At 73.1% G+C, this 17290-nt stretch carries 16 protein-coding genes; 14 read left to right on the forward strand and 2 right to left on the reverse strand.

The window, feature by feature from the left end:
- Positions 1 to 5: 5 nt before the first annotated feature.
- The 13 genes from TR42_RS07060 (at position 6) to TR42_RS07120 (ending at position 11047) form a co-directional block, all read left to right on the forward strand.
- Positions 6 to 1202 carry an FtsW/RodA/SpoVE family cell cycle protein gene (locus TR42_RS07060; RefSeq protein WP_042214374.1) on the forward strand — a complete coding sequence of 399 codons (1197 nt, stop codon included), beginning with the start codon at positions 6 to 8 and terminating at the stop codon, positions 1200 to 1202.
- Positions 1195 to 2307: a UDP-N-acetylglucosamine--N-acetylmuramyl-(pentapeptide) pyrophosphoryl-undecaprenol N-acetylglucosamine transferase gene (locus TR42_RS07065; protein ID WP_042214376.1), complete on the forward strand. Its 1113-nt coding sequence runs from the start codon at positions 1195 to 1197 to the stop codon at positions 2305 to 2307. The genes TR42_RS07060 and TR42_RS07065 overlap by 8 nt, the downstream gene beginning before the upstream one ends.
- A complete protein-coding gene (murC, locus tag TR42_RS07070) occupies positions 2304 to 3662 on the forward strand; it encodes a UDP-N-acetylmuramate--L-alanine ligase (protein ID WP_042214377.1) in 1359 nt (452 codons plus the stop codon). Before TR42_RS07065 ends, murC begins: the two co-directional genes overlap by 4 nt.
- Positions 3655 to 4701, forward strand: a complete 1047-nt coding sequence (locus TR42_RS07075; RefSeq protein WP_052405757.1) for a cell division protein FtsQ/DivIB — start codon at positions 3655 to 3657, stop codon at positions 4699 to 4701. The genes murC and TR42_RS07075 overlap by 8 nt, the downstream gene beginning before the upstream one ends.
- A gap of 157 nt (positions 4702 to 4858) precedes the next feature.
- Positions 4859 to 6022 carry a cell division protein FtsZ gene (gene ftsZ, locus TR42_RS07080; RefSeq protein ID WP_042214379.1) on the forward strand — a complete coding sequence of 388 codons (1164 nt, stop codon included), beginning with the start codon at positions 4859 to 4861 and terminating at the stop codon, positions 6020 to 6022.
- A 6-nt stretch (positions 6023 to 6028) separates the two neighbouring features.
- Positions 6029 to 6760, forward strand: coding sequence for a purine nucleoside phosphorylase YfiH/LACC1 family protein (locus TR42_RS07085; RefSeq protein WP_042214381.1), 732 nt, complete (start codon positions 6029 to 6031; stop codon positions 6758 to 6760).
- A 60-nt stretch (positions 6761 to 6820) separates the two neighbouring features.
- The gene (locus tag TR42_RS07090) at positions 6821 to 7300 is read left to right on the forward strand and encodes a cell division protein SepF (RefSeq protein ID WP_042214383.1); all 480 of its coding nucleotides are present in this window, start codon (positions 6821 to 6823) and stop codon (positions 7298 to 7300) included.
- Between the two features lie 21 nt (positions 7301 to 7321).
- Entirely contained in the window at positions 7322 to 7618 is a 297-nt protein-coding gene (locus TR42_RS07095; RefSeq protein WP_042214385.1) for a YggT family protein, read from the forward strand.
- Between the two features lie 100 nt (positions 7619 to 7718).
- Positions 7719 to 8552: a DivIVA domain-containing protein gene (locus tag TR42_RS15200; protein ID WP_176564287.1), complete on the forward strand. Its 834-nt coding sequence runs from the start codon at positions 7719 to 7721 to the stop codon at positions 8550 to 8552.
- A gap of 102 nt (positions 8553 to 8654) precedes the next feature.
- A complete protein-coding gene (locus TR42_RS07105) occupies positions 8655 to 9107 on the forward strand; it encodes a TraR/DksA family transcriptional regulator (protein WP_042214388.1) in 453 nt (150 codons plus the stop codon).
- Positions 9104 to 9646 carry a signal peptidase II gene (gene lspA / locus TR42_RS07110; RefSeq protein ID WP_042214389.1) on the forward strand — a complete coding sequence of 181 codons (543 nt, stop codon included), beginning with the start codon at positions 9104 to 9106 and terminating at the stop codon, positions 9644 to 9646. Before TR42_RS07105 ends, lspA begins: the two co-directional genes overlap by 4 nt.
- Complete coding sequence (locus TR42_RS07115; protein WP_042214391.1) at positions 9639 to 10556, forward strand: RluA family pseudouridine synthase; 918 nt, start codon at positions 9639 to 9641, stop codon at positions 10554 to 10556. The genes lspA and TR42_RS07115 overlap by 8 nt, the downstream gene beginning before the upstream one ends.
- Positions 10556 to 11047, forward strand: coding sequence for a GNAT family N-acetyltransferase (locus TR42_RS07120; protein WP_042214393.1), 492 nt, complete (start codon positions 10556 to 10558; stop codon positions 11045 to 11047). Before TR42_RS07115 ends, TR42_RS07120 begins: the two co-directional genes overlap by 1 nt.
- Before the next feature lie 125 nt (positions 11048 to 11172).
- Here TR42_RS07120 and TR42_RS07125 read toward each other — a convergent pair whose 3' ends face one another.
- Positions 11173 to 12144, reverse strand: a complete 972-nt coding sequence (locus TR42_RS07125; RefSeq protein ID WP_052405759.1) for an alpha/beta hydrolase — start codon at positions 12142 to 12144, stop codon at positions 11173 to 11175.
- Between the two features lie 10 nt (positions 12145 to 12154).
- On the reverse strand, positions 12155 to 16588 hold the full coding sequence (gene hrpA / locus TR42_RS07130) for an ATP-dependent RNA helicase HrpA (protein WP_081953235.1): 4434 nt from the start codon (positions 16586 to 16588) through the stop codon (positions 12155 to 12157).
- Between hrpA and TR42_RS07135 the strand changes: the two genes are divergently transcribed.
- On the forward strand, positions 16587 to 17261 hold the full coding sequence (locus TR42_RS07135; RefSeq protein ID WP_152570562.1) for a hypothetical protein: 675 nt from the start codon (positions 16587 to 16589) through the stop codon (positions 17259 to 17261). The two genes, hrpA and TR42_RS07135, sit on opposite strands and share 2 nt — an antisense overlap.
- Positions 17262 to 17290: the final 29 nt, after the last annotated feature.

Raw genomic sequence — 17290 nt, forward strand, 5'->3', positions numbered from 1 at the left:
GTGACATGACGGCGACTGCCGCCAGGCCGGAGAGCGCCGTCACCGCATGGCGCTCGCCCCTCACCTCGTACTACCTGCTCGCGTTCGCGACCGGGATCCTGCTCATCGTCGGGCTCGCGGTCGTGCTGTCGAGCTCCTCGGTCGCGTCGATCCGGACGGGCAGCAGCGCGTACACCGGGTTCCTCACGCAGGTCGTCGCGCTCGTCGTGGGCCTCGCGGCGCTCACCGTCGGCTCACGCCTGCCGGTGAAGTTCTGGAAGCGCATCGCGCCGTGGGTCCTGTACGGCTCGATGGCGCTGCTCGGCGTGGTCCTCGCGACGGGCTACGCGGTCGGCGGCAACAAGGCATGGATCCGCATCGCGGGCTTCAGCCTGCAGCCGTCCGAGATCGCGAAGCTCGGTCTCGCGCTCTACCTCGGCGTGGTGCTGTCGCGGTTCCGCAAGCGGCTCACCAACCCGAAGGACATCATGGTCCCCGGCGGCATCATGGCGATCGTCGTCATCGGCCTGGTGCTCGCGGGCAAGGACATGGGAACCGCGATGATCCTCATGGTGGTCGTCGGCGTCGCCTTCTGGGTCGCGGGCGTGCCCGCGCGGTTCTTCGGCCTCGCGGGGCTGCTGCTCGCCGTCGGACTGTTCCTCCTCGTGCTCGACGCCGACTCGCGCGTGGCCCGCATCACCGACTGGGCCAACGGCGACTCGAGCTGGCAGCAGCTGCACGGCACGTGGGCGCTCGCGTCGGGCGGGCTGTGGGGCCTGGGCCCCGGCATGAGCCGCGAGAAGTGGGGCTGGCTGCCCGCGTCCGACAACGACTACATCTTCGCGATCATCGGCGAGGAGTTCGGGCTCTTCGGCACGCTCGTCATCCTGGGCGCGTACGCCATGATCCTCATCGCCGTCACCCGCATCGTCCTGCGCAGCACCGACCTGTTCGTGCAGATCGCGGGCGCCGCGATCGGCGCCTGGATCGTGGTCCAGGCCTGCGTCAACATCGCCGTCGTCCTCGAGCTCGCGCCCGTCACGGGCGTGCCGCTCCCGCTCGTCTCCTCCGGAGGATCGTCCCTCATCATGTCCCTCGCCGCCGTCGGTGTGCTCATGTCCTTCGCCCGGAACGAGCCGGGCGCGCCCGAGGCGCTCGCCGCGCGCACCTCGGTGGTGCGCCGCTCGCTCGCCGTGCTCTCCCCGAGGCGGCGCCGTGGCTAGCCTCCTGCTCGCCGGCGGGGGCACCGCCGGCCACGTCAACCCCCTGCTCGCCTGCAGCGCGGCGCTGCTCGAGCGCGGTCACGACGTCACCGCGGTCGGCACCGCCGACGGGCTCGAGGCGGACCTCGTGCCGCGCGCGGGCCTCGACCTCATCGCGATCGAGAAGGTGCCCTTCCCGCGTCGGCCGGACGGCGCCGCGCTGCGCTTCCCGTCGCGCCTGCGCGCCGCGGTCAAGGCGAGCGAGGCCGCGATCGACCAGGTGAAGGCCGATGCGGTGGTCGGCTTCGGCGGCTACGTCTCGACGCCCGTGTACCTGGCCGCGCGGCGCCGCGGGCTGCCCATCATCGTGCACGAGGCGAACGCCAAGCCCGGCATCGCTAACAAGCTCGGTGCGCGCCTCACCACTCATGTCGCCGTGACGTTCCCCGGCACGCCGCTGCGCCACGCGCAGGTGACGGGGCTGCCGCTGCGCCCGGAGCTCGAGTCCCTCGCGGCGCGGCTGCGCGATCCCGAGGGGCGCGCCGAGGCCGGTCGCGTCGCGAAGGCCCAGCGAGGCTGGCCCGAGGACGCGCCCGTGCTGCTGGTGTTCGGCGGCTCGCTCGGCGCCGCGAGCCTCAACGCCGCGCTCGCGCCGGCGGTCGGGACGCTCGTGTCGCGCGGCATCCACGTCATCCACCTCACCGGCAAGGGCAAGACCGAGGAGGCGTACCGCGCCCAGGCCGAGCTGCCGTCCGCGCAGCGCGGCATGTACGCCGTGTCCGAGTACGCCCACGACATGGCCGCGGCGTTCGCTGCCGCCGATGCGGTGGTGTGCCGCTCGGGCGCCGCGACGGTGTGCGAGATCGGCGCGCTCGGTCTCCCCGCCCTCTACGTGCCGCTTCCGCACGGCAACGGCGAGCAGGCGCTCAACGCCTCCGCCGCCGTCGAGGCGGGCGCGGCGCTGTTGGTGCGCGACGACGCCCTCACGCCCGCGGGCCTCGTGCTGCACGCCGAGCGGATGCTGCTCGACCCCGACGAGGGGCCGCGCATGCGCGAGGCGACCCGCGGCATCGGTATCGCCGACGGCGCCGCGCGGCTGTCCGACATGATCGAGGGTGCGCTGTGACGGACCGGATCCACTTCATCGGCGTCGGCGGCTCGGGCATGTCCGCAGTCGCGCGCCTCATCGCGGCTCGCGGCTTCGACGTGAGCGGCACCAACCTCACCGAGACCGCGTACTTCTCCGCGCTCCGCGACGCCGGGATGGACGTGCGGCTCGGCCACGATGCGGCGATCGTCGACGGCGCGGCCGCGGTGGTCGTGTCCACGGCGGTGCGCGAGACCAACGTCGAGCTGGCCCGCGCCCGCGAGCTCGGGATCCCGGTGTGGCACCGCTCGGAGGGGCTGGTGCGTGCGCTCGAGGGCCAGCGCCTCGTCGCGGTCGCGGGCTCGCACGGGAAGACCACCACCTCGGCGATGGTCGCTCATTCGCTTCACCGCAGCGGGATCGACGCCGGCTTCGCCGTCGGCGCGCGCGTGTTCGGCATCGAGGGCGCGGTGGCCGGCGGCTACGCCGGCACCGCCGACATCTCGGTGCTCGAGGCGGACGAGTCGGACGGCTCGTTCCTGCGCTACCGCCCCGAGGTCGCCATCCTGCTCAACATCGAGCCCGACCACCTCGACCATCACGGCACCGTGGAGAACCTGCACCGCGCCTTCGCCGACTTCGCGGCGCAGTCGCGCACCGTCGTCGCGTGCATCGACGACGAGGTGGTGCGCGGGCTCGCGGACCGGGCGCGCGCGGCGGGGACCCGGGTGCTCACCTACGGCGCTGCTCCCGACGCGGATGCGGTGGTCGGCCCCGACACGGTGACGCGGGACGGTCGCGCGTATCCGCTCGCCGTCTCGGCGCCGGGGCAGCACAACCGGCTCAACGCGACCGCGGCGTGGCTCGCGGCCGTGGAGATGGGCGCGGATCCCGAGGAGGCGATCGCGGCCTTCGCCACGTTCGCGGGAACCGGCCGCCGCTACCAGCGCCGCGGCGAGGCCGCAGGCGTCACCGTGATCGACGACTACGCGCATCACCCCACCGAGGTGGCCGCGCTCATGCGCGCCGCGCGCGACGCGGGCGTGGGGCGCATCGTCGTGCTGTTCCAGCCCGCGCTCTTCACGCGCACGAAGGAGCACGCGGAGAGCTTCGGCCGGGCGCTCTCGGTGCCCGACGCCGCGGTGGTCCTCGCGCCGGTGTTCGGCGACCGCGAGGACCCGATCCCCGGGGTGAGCTCCGCCTCGATCGCCGAGCATGCGCGCATGCCCGAGGGCTCCACCCTCACGCTCGCGGCGGACCTGGAGGAGGCGGCGCGCCTCGCGGCGGACGCGGCACGGCCGGGCGACACCGTCTTCACGGTCGGCTCGGGCACCGTCACCCTCGCCGCCGACTGGATCCTCGCGCGCCTCGCCGAACGGGGCACGGATGGCTGAGGTCCGCCGTCCGCCGCGCCCGACCGCGCGGCGGGAGGGTCCGCCGGCACCCGCGGTGCCGCAGCGTCCGCGCTCGGGCGCCGTCGCGACCGGGTCGCGGCCGACGTCCGGCTCCGTGCGGGTCGAGGCGGAGTCGGAGGAGGTCGCGCGCCCGTGGCGACGCGAGCCGGCTCGGGCACGCGCCACGCGCCCAGCGGAGGCTCCGGACCGGGCCTCCCAGGGGCGCGTGGGCGGTGCGCTCCGGCGCGGTGCCGCGCGGGGCACCAGCGCGGCCTCCGACCAGCTGGGCAACGTCACCCACCGGCTGCAGACGCGCCTCAAGGAGCGCGCCGCCGCGCAGCGGCGCCTCTCGGCGCTCGTCTGGGCGCGTCGTGCGGGCTACGTGGCGATCGCGGCGCTCCTGGGATGGGTGGTCCTCGCCTCGCCGGTGCTCGCGCTGGACCCCACCCAGGTGGAGGTGACGGGTTACGGCACGGTCGTGGACGCCGAGGACGTCGCCGCGGTGGTGGCGACGCACGAGGGGCAGTCGCTCGCCACGCTCGCGTCCTCGGGTCTCGCGGACGAGCTGCGCGAGGTGCCGGGCGTGCGCGACGCGACCGTCGAACGCGTGTGGCCGCGGGGCCTCGTCATCGAGCTCACCTCGCGCGAGCCCGTGGCCGCCGTGCCGAACGAGGACGGCGGCTTCGACCTGCTCGACGCCGAGGCGACGCGCGTCGGACGCTCGAAGAAGACGCCCGAGAACCTGCCCGTGGTCGAGGTACCCGTGGGCGAGGAGAACCAGCGCATCCTCGACGCCGTGCTCGCGGTGATGAACGAGATGCCCGTGAAGCTGCGCGACCGGGTCCGGGACGTCAGCGCGACCACCGAGGACACGGTGACCTTCGTGCTGCGCAACGGTCCCGAGGTCAAGTGGGGGAGCGCCGAGGACTCGCCGCTCAAGGCGAAGGTGCTCGAGGTGCTGCTCGCCTCCGAGGAGGCCAAGGGCGCCGTCGAGATCGATGTCTCCGCGCCGACGCTGCCGACCGTCTCCGACGCCTGAGCGGCGCGTGCGGGAGGCGCCGCGGCCGTGCCGATAATTCTTCTGACACGCGCGTGTCCTGAGTCCGATTCGACCGGTCCGCCCGTACCTTCGACCTTGAACGACTTGACATAACTATAACTCTCAACTAGAGGGTTAAGGTTGAAGGGACAGGCACATGGCCGCACCGCAGAACTACATCACGCACATCAAGGTCGTCGGCGTGGGCGGCGGCGGCGTGAACGCCGTGAACCGCATGATCGACGTCGGCCTCAAGGGCGCCGAGTTCATCGCGATCAACACCGATGCTCAGGCGCTCCTCATGTCGGACGCCGACGTCAAGCTCGACATCGGCCGGGAGCTCACGCGCGGCCTCGGCGCCGGCGCCGACCCCGAGGTGGGCAAGAAGGCCGCGGAGGACCACGAGGACGAGATCGCGGACGCGCTGCGCGGCGCGGACATGGTCTTCGTCACCGCCGGCGAGGGCGGCGGCACCGGCACGGGCGGCGCGCCCGTGGTCGCGCGGATCGCACGCTCGCTCGGCGCCCTCACCGTCGGCGTGGTGACCCGCCCGTTCGGCTTCGAGGGCCGCCGCCGCGCGGACCAGGCCGAGAACGGCATCGCGATGCTGCGCGACGAGGTCGACACCCTCATCGTCATCCCCAACGACCGCCTGCTCGACATCTCGGACGCCCAGCTGAGCGTCCTCGGCGCGTTCGCCGCGGCGGACCAGGTGCTCCAGGGCGGCGTCCAGGGCATCACGGACCTCATCACCACGCCCGGACTCATCAACGTCGACTTCAACGACGTCAAGTCCGTCATGCAGGGCGCGGGCACCGCGCTCATGGGCGTCGCCAACGCTCGCGGCGAGACCCGTGCGCTCGAGGCCGCCGAGGGTGCGATCGCGTCGCCGCTGCTCGAGGCCTCGATCGAGGGCGCGCACGGCGTGCTGCTGTCGATCTCGGGCGGCTCGAACCTCGGCATCAAGGAGGTCGAGACCGCGGCCCGCCTGGTGCGCGAGGCGGCGCACCCCGAGGCGAACATCATCTTCGGAACGGTCATCGACGACTCGCTCGGCGACGAGCTGCGGATCACCGTGATCGCCGCGGGCTTCGACGGCGGCGCCCCGACGCACCGCGCCCACGTGGGCGCGCTCGGCTCGATCGAGTCGGCGCCGGCGCCCAAGGCCGAGGAGCTCGAGCCCATCGACGCCCCCGTCGAGGCCGAGACCCTGCCCGCCGCGCCCGTCGCTGTCGAGCCGGCGCCGCCGACCGATGCGATCCCGACCACGCCCGCACGTCCCGCCGCGGACGCGCTCGACGTCCCCGAGTTCCTCCGGTAGCAGAGGGTGCTCGACGCGGGGCTGCCGGTCCGCGCGTTCTTCACCGCCCGCGCGGGCGGCTCGTCGGACGCGCCGTACGGCACCCTCAACCTCGCCTCCCATGTGGGTGACGACCCGGAGGCGGTCGCACGCAACCGTGCGGCCGTCTCCGTGGACGCGGGCGCGCCCGTGTCCTTCCTCGCGGCCGAGCACGGGATCCGCGTGGGCGTCGTCACCCGGCCGGGCGAGGAGCCGCCGCCGGCCGACGTGCTCGTCACGCGCACGCCGGGGGTCGCCCTCGGGGCGATCGCGGCGGACTGCCTGCCGGTCCTCATGCACGACGCCGTCACCGGCGCCGTCGCCGCCGTGCACGCGGGGCGCGAGGGCGTGAGGCGCGGGGCGGTCGATGCCGCGGTGGCGGCGCTCCTCGACATGCGCGAGCCCGCGGACCGCCGCCGCCGGGAGGGCTTCTCCGCGAGCATCGGCCCCGCGATCTGCGGGCGGTGCTACGAGGTGCCGGAGGACATGCGCGACGACGTCGCCTCGCGTCATCCCACCGCGCGCTCCGCCACCCGCACGGGCACCGCGGCGCTCGACCTGCCGCGCGCGGTCGAGACGCGTCTGGGGGAGCTGGGCTTCACCTCGGTGGTGCGCCACCGGGTGTGCACCTACGAGGACGAGCGCTACTTCTCGCACCGTCGCGACGGCGTCACCGGGAGGCACGCCGGGGTGATCGTCTGCGGCGTGTCGGTCCGCTGACAAGGGCGGCGCCGGCCCTACCGTGAAACCGACGAACCGCACCACGACCAGGGGGTCAAGATGAGCGCACTGCGCAAGGCGATCCAGTACCTCGGCTTCGATGTCAACGAGCACGAGGAGTACGACTACGCCGAGCCCGAGCTCGCGCCGGTGACCCATCTGCACGACGTCTCCGAGGTCAAGCAGGCGCAGTCGCACAAGTCCGCGTCGGCGAAGCAGCCGCGCGCGCAGCGCGACGCGGAGCCTGCGGCCCCGGTCCAGGACCTGCGCCGCATCCAGACCATCAAGCCGCGCTCGTACAACGACGCGCGCCTCATCGGCGAGGCCTTCCGTCAGGGCGTGCCCGTCATCATGAACCTCACCGAGATGACCGACGCGGACGCCAAGCGCCTCGTCGACTTCTCCGCGGGCCTGTCCTTCGGCCTCCACGGCTCGATCGAGCGCGTCACCACCTCGGTGTTCCTGCTCTCGCCCGCGCACGTGGAGATCGGCATCGACGAGGAGCCCCAGCAGGACCAGGCCTTTTACAACCAGGCCTGAGCCACGCGCTAGGCTCTCGGGGTGGCACTCATCCTCAACGCGCTGGTCTTCCTGCTGTTCCTCTTCATGCTGGCGCTGTTCGCCCGCATCGTCATCAGCTTCGTCATGGTCTTCGCCCGTGACTGGCACCCCACGGGCGCCGCGCTGGTGGCCGTCGAGGGCGTGCTGACGGTGACCGACCCCCCGATCAAGGCCGTGCGGCGCGTGGTGCCGCCGCTGACGCTCGGCCAGGTGCGCATCGATCTTGCGTTCCTCATCGTGTTCATCGGCGTCTCGATCCTGCAGCAGGTGCTGAGCGCCTGGGCGCACGGGTTCTGACGCCTGCTCTCAAGTGCGTGCCGATACCGATGTCGGTACAGTGACGAAATACCCGTTCGGCCGGGACACCGGCCCTGATCAGGCAGAGGTGGAAGTCGACATGGCATTGCTCACCGCCGAGGACGTTCTCAACAAGGCCTTCTCCAAGACCAAGTACCGCGAGGGCTTCGACCAGGACGAGGTCGACGACTTCCTCGACGAGGTCGCTGCCACCATCTCCCAGCTGACCGCCGAGCGCGACGAGCTCGCGGCGAAGGTCGAGTCCGGCGGCGGCGTCGCCGCGGCCGCGCCCACGCCCGAGCCGAGCACGGACGCGGGCCTGCTCCAGGCCGCCACCGACCCCAACCCGCCGACGCCGACCGGCATGCTCGCGATGGCGCAGAAGCTCCACGACGAGTACGTGGCAGCGGGCGAGGAGGAGAAGGAGCGCCTCGTCGAGGAGGGCAAGGCCAAGGCCGAGTCCATCGTCGAGCGTGCCGAGACCGACGCGACGGCCCGCATGGAGGAGCTCAACGCCGAGCGCTCGCTCCTCGAGACCAAGATCGACGACCTGCGCCGCTTCGAGCGCGACTACCGCGCCCGCCTCAAGAGCTACCTCAGCAACCTGCTCGGCGACCTCGACCACGCGGAGGGCACCACGCCCGCCCCCGTGGCGAGCTATGTCGGCGAGGAGCTGCTCGACGAGACCGAGGGCGACTCCGAGCCGGAGGCCGCCGCGGACGAGGACTTCGCCGGCGAGGAGGAGGCCGAGACCGACGCTCCTGCCGAGGACGACGAGGCTCCCGAGCAGCCGCAGGGCTTCGCGCCCGTGACCGGCATGACCCCCAAGGTCGCCGAGGCTCCGTACCAGCCGCAGTCCACGCAGTTCGGCACGCCGTACACGCCGCAGAACCCGTGGAACCCGACGCCGGAGGGCGGCGAGGAGCAGCGCTGACGCAATCGGACAAAGCGGGGCGCCGCGCCGAAAGGCGCGGCGCTTTGCTATGTCGCCCGCGGGGGACTACCCTCCTTTCACCAGGCAGAGACGAGGACGATCATGAGCAGCACCGATGTGACCATCGTGGTGGTGGACCCGGCCGAGCTGAAGCCGGCCGATGCCAAGCAGCTTCCCGTGCGCGAGGGGGACGATGCCTGGAAGATCTCCGACCTCCGGCAGATCGTCGAGGTGCTCAACGCTGACGTCGAGCGGCTCGTCGCGGAGCTGGGTGTCACCGAGCACGAGCTCGACGACCTTCTGCACACGTCCGAGGGTGCGGGCGACGACCAGGCGGACGCCGGGTCGACCGCGCTCGAGCGCGAGCAGGAGATGTCGATCGTCAACAACACCCGCGACATGCTCGAGCAGAGCGTCGACGCGCTGCGCCGCATCAAGACGGGCCGCTACGGCGCCTGCCAGTCGTGCGGCCAGGGCATCGGCCGGGCGCGCCTCATGGCGTTCCCCCGTGCGAACCTGTGCGTGGCCTGCAAGCAGCGCGAGGAGCGCCGTTGACCTGGAGGCCCGCGTTCTGGCTCGTCGCCGCGGGGGTGGTGGTCGCCGACCAGGCGACCAAGCAGTGGGCGCTGCACGCCCTCGAACCGGGTGACAAGCACCAGATCCTCGGCGACTGGCTGTCGATCCAGCTGGTCTACAACTCGGGTGCGGCGTTCAGCCTCGGGCACCAGTCGACGTGGCTGCTCACCATCGTCGCGGTGCTCGTGACCGCCGCGATCGTCTACTACGCGCGCCGCGCGCAGGCGACCTGGGCCGCGATCCTCTTCGGCGTCGCGCTCGGCGGTGCGATCGGCAACCTCGTCGACCGCCTGTTCCGGCAGCCGTCCTTCGGCCAGGGGCACGTGGTCGACATGATCAACTACGGCGACCACTTCATCGGCAACGTCGCGGACATCGCCATCGTGGGCGCCGCGATCGTGATCGTGGGCGCGGGACTGTTCTCGAAGCAGGTGATCGAGCCCGCCGACGGCGACGATGCGGCGGACGCGTCCGACGCGCCGTCGGAGCAGCACGACACGACGGACGAGCGTGGCTGACACCCGCTACCTCCCGGTCCCCGACGCGCTGGTCGGGGAGAGGGCCGATGCGGCGCTCGCGCGCATGCTCGGGATGTCCCGCACCAAGGTCGCGGACATCCTCGACGGCGGGAACGTGCTGCTCGACGGCCGGACGGTGGCACGCTCCGACCGTCTCGCGGACGGCATCCTCGCGGTGGACATCCCCGACGAGCGCCCGGCGGCGCCCGAGCCGGAGATCCCCGGCGGGCTCGAGATCGCCTACGAGGACGACGACATCATCGTGGTGGACAAGCCGATCGGCGTCGCCGCGCATCCCTCGCCGGGCTGGACCGGGCCGTCGGTGGTGGGGGGCCTCGCATCCGCGGGCTACCGCCTCTCGACCATGGGCCCGCCCGAGCGGCAGGGCATCGTCCACCGCCTCGACGTCGGCACCTCGGGCCTCATGGTCGTCGCGCGCTCCGACGCGGCGTACCCGGTGCTCAAGCGCGCCTTCAAGGAGCGCACGGTCGAGAAGATCTACCATGCCGTCGCGCAGGGCCATCTCGACCCCACCGCGGGCACCATCGACGCGCCCATCGGCCGCCACCCGAGCTCCGACTGGAAGTTCGCCGTGGTCGAGGGCGGGAAGCCGTCGGTCACGCACTACGAGGTGCTCGAGATGTTCCCGAGCGCCTCGCTGCTCGAGATCCACCTGGAGACGGGCCGCACGCACCAGATCCGCGTGCACATGGCCGCGATGCGGCACCCGCTCGCCGGCGACCTCACCTACGGCGCGGACCCCACGCTCGCGAAGCGGCTCGGACTGACGCGCCAGTGGCTCCACGCGCACGAGCTCGCCTTCGAGCACCCCGTGCGCGGAGGAGAGGTGCGCGTCACCTCGCACTATCCCGAGGACCTGGCCTCCGCGCTCGCGAAGCTCCGCGGCTGATGCGGGTCGAGACGGTGCGCACCTCGGCGCAGCTCGAGGACGCCATGCGCGTGCGCTTCGCGGTCTTCGTCGACGAGCAGGGCGTGAACCCCGACATGGAGCGCGACGCGCAGGACGACGACCCCCGCACGGCGCACGTGGTCGCCTACGCGGCCGATGGTGCCGTGCTGGGCACGGGCCGGCTGCTCGCGCCCCACACGGACGAGTTCCACGCCGATCACGGCGCGATGGACCCCGCGAACCCGCACATCGGCCGCCTCGCGGTGACGGCCCAGGCGCGCGGCACCGGGGCGGGCCGCGCGCTCATGGAGGCGCTCGAGGTCGAGGCGCTTGTGCGTCACGGCGTCGACGGGAGGGTCCGCGTCGAGCTCAGCGCGCAGGACCAGGCGATGCCCTTCTACGCGCGGCTCGGGTACGTCGCGCACGGCGAGGGCTACCTCGACGAGGGCATCCCGCACCACGACGCCTACAAGGACGTCACCGCGCCCTGACCCGGTCCCGCCGACCTGTCGCCGCGGCGCCGCCACCCGGCCCCCGCCCCCGGAAGTGGTAGGAGAGTGTCGGTTTCCAGCGATCGCTGCCTCGCAGCGGTAGGTGACGGTCGCCTCCGCGCGTGTCAGCCCTCGAGCGGGCCGTCGAGGAAGGCGAGGCTCGCCGCAGCGATCTGCTCGCGGGCCTCGTCGTCGGTGACGGTCGGCTCGCCATCGCCCGGCTGGTCGCCGTACGCGCCGAACTGCGCGTGCGAGCCGCCCTCGACCACCCAGTAGAGGGCGTCGTCCGGCAGGTCGGCGCGCGAGGCCTCGATGTCCGCCGGCGTCGCGAGCCCGTCCTCGGAACCGGAGACCGACAGCACCGCGCCTTCGTAGGAGGTCATGTCGCCGGCCGGGTAGGAGCCGTACAGGAGCAGACCCGCGGGACCGGACTGGTCGGTCGGATACTCGGTGTCCGCTTCGATCGCGGCGACGGTGCCGCCGAGGGAGTGGCCTCCGACCACCCAGGTGCCGGCCTCCAGCACGGTCGCCTTCGCCTGCTCGAATCCTCCCATCGCGAGGAAGGCGATCCCGAGCGGCTGCTTGGTGACGACCACGGGGTGGCCCGCCTCGACGAGCGGACGGAGCACCGCGGCGTACGCCCGAGGGTCGACGCGGGCGCCGGGCTGGAAGGCGAGGGCCACGCCGCTCGTCTCGCCGGTGGGGCGCATGACGATCTGCGTCGCGCTCTCGGTGACCGACACGGCGCCGTCGGACTTCATCGCCGAGAGCGCGGGCTCGGTGGCCGTGAAGGGCTTGAGCCACGCGATCAGCGCCACCCACGCGAGGGTGGCGAAGATGCCCAGGACGCGCAGGCCGAGCAGCGCGGCTCCTCCCGCACGCCTCGCGCGACGCCACCGCCACAGCGTGATCGCCGCGAGGAGCACGGTGACCGCGAGCATGACGGCATAGGCCGGGTGGCCGTGCACCACGGCGCCCCAGGCGAGGGTCGCCAGCACCACTGCGACCACGAGTGCGAGGGCGGCGACTCCGCGGATGGTCCACGCCTCCCACGCGGGGGAGGTGCGGGGCGCATCGGGCGAGGCGGGTTCGGTCATGCCTGGAACGCTAGCCGATCGCGGCGAGCGCCTTGCGGATGCGCTGCTCGCTCACGGGCCCGTCGGTGCCGAGCCGCTGCGCGAACAGCGACACGCGGAGCTCTTCGATCATCCAGCGCACGCCGTCGAGGGCCGCCGCGGTCTCCGGCGCCATGCGCCCCTTGGCGTGAGCCGCGCGCACGGTGTCGTAGGCCTCGGTGACCTGGGCGATCTGCCACGCGAGCTGGGCGTCCTTCTGCGGGTCCGCCTGCGCCTTCTCCAGACGATGCGCGCCCGCCTTGAGGTAGCGCGCGAGGTGCGGGAGCCGATCCGCGGGCGTGGTGCGCACGAAGCCGTCGCCCACGAGCGCCGCGGACTGCTCGCGCAGCTCCTGGAGGGTGGCCAGCAGCGCGAGCGACGTCGCACCGCGGACCGCGACGTCGAGCTCACGTGCCGCGGTCAGCGCGGCGGCGCACTGGCGCGCGACGTCGAGCACGGCGTCCTCGAGCCGGTCCTTGACCTGGGTGCGGAGCGCCTCGTACGCGACGCGGTCGCGCACCTGTCCCGCCTCGGGCGCCAGCGAGGTGACGGCCGCGAGCTGGAGGTCGTCCACCAGCGCCTCGGTGGAGCGGTACGGCGACGCGCCGAGCGCGAGCGACTCGGCGGGAGTCCAGCGGGTGGTGACCCGCTTGACCGGCAGCGCGAGCTCGGCGAGCAGCAGGCGGCGGACGCCGCGGGCGTGGGCGGCGTCGCGCTCGGTCGCGTCGGCGAGCACCCGGAGCGCCGCGCGCACGCCGTCCTTGCGCTCCTCGACGATGGCCGGGTAGCCGCGTGCCACCACACCATGCACGGTGCCCTCGACCTCGTCGGGCAGCGCGTCGAGCGCGGGCCACGCGGTGAGCGGGTCGACCTCGGCGACGGCGGCGCTGGCGGGGCGCGCGGACGATGCGGGGGTCCCGCCGGGGGCGGACGCGACGGGATGCGGGGAGGCGGCCGGAGCATCGTCCCTCCGACCCTTGCCGCGCGTCGCGGCGTCCGCGGCGCGCTGGACGGCCGTGCGGACCGCGGCCTCCGCCTGCGGGGCGAGCCGACGCTGAAGGTGGACGAGGTCGTGCGACTCGTCGAGGATGCGCTGGCCGCGCCCGCCCGGCTCGACCACGCGGAAGGTCATGCGGAGGTGGCCGGGAAGGCGCTCGTCGAGGCCGTCCCACGCGTCCTCGGGGATCTCCACGTCGCGCAGGTCGCGCACGGCCCGGGTGAAGGCCTCGCGGAAGGGCTCGGCCATGTCGCCGGCGCGCGCGACGTCCACCCAGGCGGGCACGTGAGCGGCCAGCCAGGCGACGATGTCCCGCGCGGCGTCGGGGGCGGGCACCAGGAGCCGGCGGACGGGCTTGGGCAGCGCGCGGACGGTCGCGGTCACCAGCTCGGGGAGCATGCCCGGCACCAGCCAGTCGAAGCCGGCCTCGACCACGCGCGAGAGCACGCCCACGGGGATGTGCACCGTGACGCCGTCGGCGGCCGTGCCCGGCTCGAACTGATAGGTGAGCGGCAGCTCGAGGTCGAGCTGGGGCCAGCGCTCGGGGAACTGGGACGGGTCGACGGCCGCGTGCTCGGGGACCAGCTCGTCGAGCGTGAGCGTGAGCAGCTCGGGGTCCTCGCGGCGCGCGCCCTGCCACCAGCGGTCGAAGTGCCGTGCGGAGACGATCGACTCGGGCAGGCGCGCGTCGTAGAACGCGAACAGCGTCTCCTCGTCGGCGATGACGCCGCGCGTGCGCGAGCGCGCCTCGACCTCCGCCGCCTCCTCGAGCACCCGCTGGTTGCGGCGCCAGAAGCCGTGGTGCGTGGTCCATTCGCCCTGGACCAGGGCGTGACGGATGAAGAGGTCGCGCGCGTCCTCGCTGTTCACCTTGGCCCACAGCACGGGCCGGTCGGCGACGATGGGCACGCCGTAGAGCAGCACCTTCTCCGTCGCCATCGCGGCGCCGCGCTTGGAGCTCCAGTGCGGCTCGCTGTAGGTCCGCTTCGCGAGGTCACCCGCGAGCTCCTCCGCCCACGCGGGATCGATGCGGGCGACGTCGCGCGCCCAGAGCCGCGAGGTCTCCACGAGCTCCGCGGCCATGACGAACTCCGGCGGCTTCTTCGACAGCGGCGACCCGGGGTTGATCGCGAAGCGGATGCCGCGCGCGCCGATGAACTCGTTCGACGCGCGCTTGCGGGCCTTGCGCATCTCCTTCGCGCGCGCCTCGCCCTTGAGGTGGGAGAACGAGCTCGCCTTGAGTTGGAGCACGTCCTGCGCGCCCACCTGCGACAGGAGGCCCGCGAGGATGCTGCGGTGGATGCCGTCGTCGTCCCAGACGTGCCGCAGCGCGCCGGTGCCCTCCGCATCGTCCACAGGGGACGGCTTCCTGTACGCCATCTCGATGTCGATCGCCTTGGCCGCGTCGCGCAGCTGCTGGACCAGGTCCTGCCACTCGCGGACACGGAGGAAGTTGAGGTATTCGGACTTGCACAGGCGCCGGAACTGGTTGCCCGAGAGGGCGTGCTGACGCTCGCGGACGTGCTCCCACAGGTTGAGGTAGGACAGCAGGTCGGAGGAGGGGTCCGCGAAGCGGCGGTGGAGGAGGTCGGCCTCCTCGCGCTTCTCGGTGGGACGCTCGCGCGGGTCCTGGATGCTCAGCGCGGCGGCGATGACGGCGACCTCGCGCGCGACACCGTGGCGCGCGCCTTCGACGATCATCCGGGCCTGACGCGGGTCGATCGGCAGGCGGGCCAGCTTGCGGCCGGTCTCGGTGAGGGAGGTGCGACCCTCGCGGACGCTGATCGCGCCCAGCTCGGACAGGAGCTGCACGCCGTCGCGGATCGCGCGCGTGTCCGGCGGCTCGACGAACGGGAACCGTGCCATGTCGTCCGGGCCCTCGACCACGCCGACCGAGATCATCTGCAGCAGCACGCTCGCGAGCGAAGTCCTCAGTATCTCCGGTTCGGTGAAGGGGGGTCGGGCGTCGAAGTCCTCCTCCGAGTACAGGCGGATCGCGATGCCGTCGGCGAGACGGCCCGCGCGGCCGGAGCGCTGGCGCGCGCTGGCCTGGGAGATCGGCTCGATGGGGAGGCGCTGCACCTTGGTGGCCTTCGAGTAGCGCGAGATGCGCGCGGTGCCGGGGTCCACCACGTAGTGGATGCCGGGCACCGTGAGGGAGGTCTCGGCGACGTTGGTCGCGAGCACGATGCGCCGGGACGTGTGGCGCTCGAAGACGCGGTGCTGATCGGCCGCGCTGAGGCGGCTGTAGAGCGGCAGGATCTCGACGCGGCGCGGGTGCCGCGGGTTCCGCGCGCGGTCGCCCAGATGCGCCTCGAGCCCGTCGGCGGCGTCGCGGATCTCACGCTCGCCCGAGAGGAACACGAGGATGTCGCCGTCGCCCCACGTCATGAGCTCGTCGCATGCGTCGACGATGCCCGTGACGAGGTCCTTCTCGTCGCCCTTGGTCGCGCCCTCGAGCGGGCGGTAGAGGATCTCGACGGGGAACGTGCGGCCCGTGACCTCGACCACGGGGGCCTCACGAGGGTCGCGCTCGCGGTCCTCGCCGGCGTCGGCATCGTCCGCATCGTCCATCACCGGCTCGCGCGCCGGGAGGGGACCGCCGGCCGCGAAGTGGCGGGCGAAGCGTTCGGAGTCGATGGTCGCCGAGGTGATGATCACCTTGAGGTCGGGGCGCCGCGGCAGCAGGTTGGTGAGGTAGCCGAGCAGGAAGTCGATGTTGAGGCTGCGCTCGTGGGCCTCGTCGATGATGAGGGTGTCGTACGCGAGCAGGTCGGGGTCGCGCTGGATCTGGGCGAGCAGGATGCCGTCCGTCATCACCTTGACGAGCGTCGAGTCGGAGCTCTGGTCGGTGAAGCGCACCTGGTAGCCGACGAGCCCGCCGAGCTCCGTGCCCAGCTCCTCCGCGATGCGGTCCGCGACCGAGCGCGCGGCGATGCGGCGGGGCTGCGTGTGGCCGATCTGCCCGGCGCGCCCGCGGCCGAGCTCGAGGCAGATCTTGGGCAGCTGGGTGGTCTTGCCCGAGCCGGTCTCGCCGGCGACGATCACCACCTGGTGGTCGCGGATCGCGGCGGCGATCTCGTCGCGGCGCGCGCTCACCGGCAGCTGCTCGGGGTACGCGATCGTGGGCACCTCGACGGCGGCGCGCTTGGCGGCGGCAGCCTCGAGCGCACGGCGGCTCACCTGGGGACGATGCGAGGCCTGGCCGGGCGCGCCCGCGCGCCGTGCATCGTCCCGGCGCTGTCCGCCGCGTCCGCGCCGGTTCCGCCGGGGCCTGGTGTCCTCGCTCACCGGGACATTGTTCCAGTCCTCGCGCACGCGTGATTCCTGCGTGTGGTGGCGAGGCCCTGGTGGGCGGTCGGGGCGCGGCGTAGCGTCGACGTGGCGCGGGTACGGATCCCGCCATGGCGTCCCGGGGGGCGGGGTCATGGGAGCTCACAGTTCTCTGCTGGTGCGCGCGGCTGTCGTCGTCGGCGCGGTCATCGCGCTCGCGGCCTGCGCCGCGGCATCGTCGGACGATGCGTCGGTGACGGGCTCTCCACCGGGGGCCTCGGCATCGGCGGTGGTGGCCGTCGCGGAGGAGTCGCCCACCGCGGCCGCCACGGCATCGGCCGCGGACGAGGAGCTCACCGCGTCGCCGTCGCCCTCGGCCGCGCCGTCGGAGACGGCCACCGAGAACCCGGGCGGAGGCGAGGCGAGCTTCCTCGACATCGAGGGGGAGTGGTGCCCGTCCGTGGCGGACAGCCCCGAGGAGTGCTTCACCGTCGACCTCCCCATGGTCGGCGGCCCGGACGGCGCGTACGTGTACCTGCGTGAGCTCATGGAAGAGGACCCGCGCGCGCTGACCGACGCGGACTACGACCTGCCTCCCGACATGGGCGAGTGCTGGGCGGGGAACGCATCGTCCTATCCTCCCGAGGGTGGCACGACGCTCTGGTACTGCCCGGCGAACGCCGTGGCCGGCATGGAGCCCATCGACGATCCCGAGCCGTTCTTCGCCTCGTACGGGTACGACGGCGACATCCCGGACCATCGCGACCGGGACCGCCTCTACGTCGCGCAGGACTTCACGCCCTATCCCTTCCTTCGGGCGGACGGCTGATTCCCCGGACACCGCGACACGCGGTGGGC

This window comes from Demequina mangrovi (assembly GCF_000759715.1).
Classification (GTDB): Bacteria; Actinomycetota; Actinomycetes; order Actinomycetales; family Demequinaceae; genus Demequina; species Demequina mangrovi.

Bases quoted from the DNA above. Each gene is read 5' to 3' on its own strand.
- TR42_RS07105 (WP_042214388.1), top strand. From the start codon at position 8,655: ATGAGCAGCACCGATGTGACCATCGTGGTGGTGGACCCGGCCGAGCTG.
- TR42_RS15200 (WP_176564287.1), top strand. From the start codon at position 7,719: ATGGCATTGCTCACCGCCGAGGACGTTCTCAACAAGGCCTTCTCCAAG.
- hrpA (WP_081953235.1), bottom strand. From the start codon at position 16,588: ATGACCCCGCCCCCCGGGACGCCATGGCGGGATCCGTACCCGCGCCAC.
- TR42_RS07120 (WP_042214393.1), top strand. From the start codon at position 10,556: ATGCGGGTCGAGACGGTGCGCACCTCGGCGCAGCTCGAGGACGCCATG.
- ftsZ (WP_042214379.1), top strand. From the start codon at position 4,859: ATGGCCGCACCGCAGAACTACATCACGCACATCAAGGTCGTCGGCGTG.
- TR42_RS07125 (WP_052405759.1), bottom strand. From the start codon at position 12,144: ATGACCGAACCCGCCTCGCCCGATGCGCCCCGCACCTCCCCCGCGTGG.
- TR42_RS07060 (WP_042214374.1), top strand. From the start codon at position 6: ATGACGGCGACTGCCGCCAGGCCGGAGAGCGCCGTCACCGCATGGCGC.
- TR42_RS07135 (WP_152570562.1), top strand. From the start codon at position 16,587: ATGGGAGCTCACAGTTCTCTGCTGGTGCGCGCGGCTGTCGTCGTCGGC.
- TR42_RS07090 (WP_042214383.1), top strand. From the start codon at position 6,821: ATGAGCGCACTGCGCAAGGCGATCCAGTACCTCGGCTTCGATGTCAAC.
- TR42_RS07075 (WP_052405757.1), top strand. From the start codon at position 3,655: ATGGCTGAGGTCCGCCGTCCGCCGCGCCCGACCGCGCGGCGGGAGGGT.